This is a genomic window from Pseudarthrobacter sp. B4EP4b (assembly GCF_006680095.1).
GTDB lineage: Bacteria > Actinomycetota > Actinomycetes > Actinomycetales > Micrococcaceae > Arthrobacter.
Genome location: NZ_VHIJ01000081.1, coordinates 1 through 4,397 on the forward strand (window position 1 = coordinate 1; position 4,397 = coordinate 4,397).

A 4,397-nucleotide genomic window follows, 5' to 3' on the forward strand; every position below is an offset into this window, starting at 1 on the left:
CGCCGGACAACCATTAGGTCGAGGCCCCAACCATCACGGTTGGGGCCTCCCACATTTAACACACAAACCCCACTGCCGGGACGGGCATCACGGCAGAAACCAGGCGTGGGGGCCACCCTGGCCCGCCTAGACTTACCGTCATGGCCCCCAGCTCCCGCGAATCCCGCATCCGAAGAGCAACTATCCTCGACGTTGCGGCAGCCGCGGGGGTTTCACGCCAGACCGTGACCCGCGCAATGAACGATATGCCAGGGATCAGCCCGGCCACACGGGAACGCGTCCAGCAACTCGCAGCCGAGCTCGGATACACCCCCAGCCGCTTCGCGAAGGGCCTGGTGCAGGGAGCCCGGATCTCCCTCGGGCTTGCCATCCCGGACCTCACTAATCCGTACTTCCCCGCTTTCGCTTCCAGCGTGGTGGAAGAAGCCACCCAGCGCGGCTGGAATGTGGTGGTTGATGATTTTGGCCACGGCAGCGGGAGCGGCTTGGATGCAGTAGCCCGGCTGGCGCCCCAGGTGGATGCACTGATCGGATACCTCGGAGCCTGTTCCAGCGATGCTCAGGCCATGATGGGCAGGCGCCCCGTGGTGGTGCTTGACTACCCCGCGGGACAGGCGGCGGGCGGCATCTCCTTCGACTACTCCTATGGCGCGGGGCTGGCACTCCAGCGCTTCATGTCCGAAGGCCGCCGGCGGATTGCCTACCTTGATTCAGACCAGGAGGGTACTGCCACCACCCGTGGCGCTGCCGTTGCGGCTGCGGCGGCCGCGGCCGGCATTGAACTCATCGTCGGCCAGTGCCTCGATTCCGCCCCCGCCGCCCGCGAAGCCCTCCGCGCATTGCTTGAAGAAGAGGGCGGGATCGACGGGCTCCTGGTGTTCAATGACCTGATGGCAGCGGGGGCCATGAAAGGCCTGCACGACGCCGGGAGGGCCGTTCCAGAGGACTGTGCGGTGATCGGGATGGACGGCATACCCCTGGGCGAACTCTTGACGCCGGAGCTGACCACGCTGGCACTGGACTTGAGGGCGGTGGGGCGGTCCGCCGTCGACCTCGTCGATAATCTCCTCAGCGGGGCCATCAAAGCGTCGAGTGATGAGGCGAGCTTGATTCTCAAACATCAGCTGGTGCTTCGGCAATCTGCCTGAGCCCTACTCAAAGCTGGCAACAACCGGTAGGCTGAACCCAGCGACGTGAACGTTCACGCAAACACTTCACCCAGCGCCCTGCCGCCCCGGACAAACCCATGAAGCAAGGAAGCCCATGTCAGTTCACTCCCCTTCCGTTCCCGCCGGCAACTCCCTTGGAAGCCCCATGGGGCAGCCCCGCAATCTGGAGGTTGGTGTCGAAGCCATCGCGGATCTGGCTTCCTTCCAACCGGGCAAAGGAACCCTTCCGGCACGGGCCTACCTGCACAGCGACGCTCCCCGGTTGTCACTGAATGGGCAATGGCAGTTCCGGCTTAGCCCAGGAATCCGGGTGGCTCCGGAAGATGGCTGGCAGCTCGGGGATGACCTGGAGGGCTTTGCCGGCCTGCCCGTGCCGTCCAGCTGGCCAATGCATGGGCACGGCGCTCCTGCGTACACGAACGTGCAGTTCCCGTTCGCTGTGGAGCCGCCGCACGTCCCGGAGACCAACCCCATCGGCGACCATGTTGTGATCTTCGAGGCCGGCCCCGAATTCCTTCCGCACGCGCTGCTGCGTTTCGACGGCATCGAATCTGCAGGAACGGTATGGCTGAACGGCGTGGAACTCGGCACTACCCGCGGAAGCCGGCTGGCTCACGAATTCGATGTGACCGGAATCCTCAAACAGGGCAGGAACATCCTGGCCGTGCGGGTGGCGCAGTTCTCGGCCGCCAGCTATGTGGAGGACCAGGACATGTGGTGGCTGCCCGGTATTTTCCGTGACGTCACGCTCCAGGCCCGGCCTGCCGACGGCATCGACGACGCTTTTGTCCACGCCGGCTACGATCACCGCACCGGCGAAGGCACCCTCAAAGTGCAGGCGAGCCGGGGCGGACAGGCGATTGACGCCGTCGTCCGCGTTCCCGAGCTGAACCTGGAACTGCAGGCCGGCACGGAGGTGCGGATCCACGCCGTCGAACCCTGGTCCGCCGAAGTACCGCGGCTCTATGAGGCAACCATGAGCGCCCCTGGTGAGACCGTAACGCTGCAGGTCGGCTTCCGCAGCATTGCCATCGAAGACGCTCAGTTCAAGGTCAACGGGCGGCGGATCCTGCTGCGCGGCGTCAACCGCCATGAGCACCACCCCCGCCTTGGCCGGGTGGTGCCGCAGAACGTTGTGGAGGCCGAACTGCGGCTGATGAAGCAGCACAATATCAATGCAATCCGGACGTCCCATTACCCGCCGCACCCCGACTTCCTGGCCCTCGCAGACCGGCTCGGCTTTTACGTGGTGCTGGAGTGCGATCTCGAGACCCACGGCTTTGAGAGCGCAGGCTGGGCGCAGAACCCGAGCGATGACCCGCAGTGGGAAGAGGCCCTGGTTGACCGGATGCGCCGCACAGTGGAACGGGACAAGAACCATCCGGCGGTGATCATGTGGTCGCTCGGCAACGAGGCCGGCACAGGCAGGAACCTCGCGGCGATGTCGCGCTGGGCCAAGGACCGGGATCCGTCCCGCCCCCTCCACTACGAGGGCGACTGGTCCTCTGAACACGTGGACGTCTACTCCCGCATGTACGCCAGCCAGGCGGAAACGGCCCTGATCGGACAAGGAATTGAGCCGCCCCTGGACGATGCCGCGCTGGATGCCCGACGCCGGTCCATGCCTTTTGTCCTCTGCGAATATGTGCACGCCATGGGTAACGGCCCCGGCGGCATGACGGAGTACCAGGAGCTTTTCGAGAAGTATCCGCGCCTGATGGGCGGCTTCGTGTGGGAGTGGCTCGAACACGGCATCACCATCACGTCCCCGGACGGACGCCAGCACTATGGCTATGGCGGCGACTTCGGTGAGGAAGTCCACGACGGCAACTTTGTCACCGATGGCCTGGTGGACGCCGACCGTAACCCGAGGCCGGGCCTGCTCGACTTCAAGAAGGTCGTCGAGCCCCTGCGCATCACGGTGGCGGAGGACTGGTCCGGCTTCACCGTCCGCAACGGCCAGGATTTCGCGGACACCTCCGCGTTCAGCTTCCGGTACAAGGTAGAGGCCGACGGCGGCACGCACGACGTCGGGATCGTGGAGGTTGCGCCGGTGTCGCCTCAGAATGAGGCAACTGTGCCGCTTCCGGCTTTGGCTTCGGGGATGAAGGACCGCACTGCAGTCCTGACCGTGAGTGCGGTCCTCGCCGCTGAAACGGCCTGGGCTCCCGCCGGGCACGAAGTTGCGTGGGGGCAATCCGTCCACGCAGGCGCTTCTCCTGAAGGGCCTGCGCCGGTTGAGCCGCTCCGCGTCAAGGACGCCGAACTTGAGCTGGGGCCAGTGCTCTTCAGCCGGATCACCGGAATGCCCACGTCCATTGGCGGTATACCCGTGGAGAAGCTCTCCCTGACGTTGTGGTGGCCACCCACGGACAACGACCTGGGCAGGGAATGGGGCGGCGTTGACGAGCGCCCGCTCGCCACGCAGTGGAAGGACGCCAGGCTGAACCTGCTCCATGCCCGGCTGCTCGGAATCACCTCGGAGGCCAGTCCTGAAGGCGGGGAAGCGCTGACCGTCCGTACGCGCGTGAGTGCAGCCGATAAGCAGTACGGCGTGTTTGTGGACTACACCTGGACCAGCGACGGCGACGCCGTCGCGCTCCGGACGCAGGTCCGGCCCGACGGCGCCTGGCTTAACGGGGGCTTTGAGGTCGAATGGGCTCGGATCGGACTGGAACTCGTCCTGGCTGATCCGGCCACGTCTGTGACCTGGTTCGGCAAAGGACCGCACCAGAGCTACCCGGACACGGGGCAGGGGGCACGGACCGGGTGGTTCACACTGCCGGCGGCGGAGATGGATGTTGACTACGTTCGCCCGCAGGAGTCGGGGGCGCGGTCCGGAGTCCGGTGGGCCGCCCTTGAGATGGGTGGCACCACGCTTAAGGTTTCGGGCGAGCCCTTTGCCCTAACCGTCCGGCCCTACAGCCAGGAGGTACTGGACAGGGCAAGCCACCAGCCGGACCTGAAGGCGGATGGGCGGACCTACATCTACCTCGACCATGCCCTCCGGGGAGTGGGGACAGCGGCCTGCGGTCCAGGCGTCCTGGAACAGTACCGGCTGAAGCCCCGGGACGCTGACTTCACCCTGGTACTCTCTGTCCGCTAGCTCGCCGGCCCCGCGCCACTGTGAGGCAGTGCATAGTGGCGGAGGTTGGGGTGTGGGCTGTGTGGGGGCGTCCAGATGCCCTGTAATTCCTTGGTTTTTGGGGGTTTTGGGGGCTGTGGGGT

2 protein-coding genes are annotated in these 4,397 nt (G+C 65.6%); both read left to right on the forward strand.

The annotated features are described in order from the left end of the window. Positions 1-140 precede the first annotated feature (140 nt). On the forward strand, positions 141-1,148 hold the full coding sequence (locus FNL14_RS22580; protein WP_142064934.1) for a LacI family DNA-binding transcriptional regulator: 1,008 nt from the start codon (positions 141-143) through the stop codon (positions 1,146-1,148). 115 nt (positions 1,149-1,263) lie between these two features. Continuing rightward, a complete protein-coding gene (locus FNL14_RS22585) occupies positions 1,264-4,275 on the forward strand; it encodes a glycoside hydrolase family 2 TIM barrel-domain containing protein (protein ID WP_142064937.1) in 3,012 nt (1,003 codons plus the stop codon). The last annotated feature ends 122 nt before the right edge of the window (positions 4,276-4,397 follow it).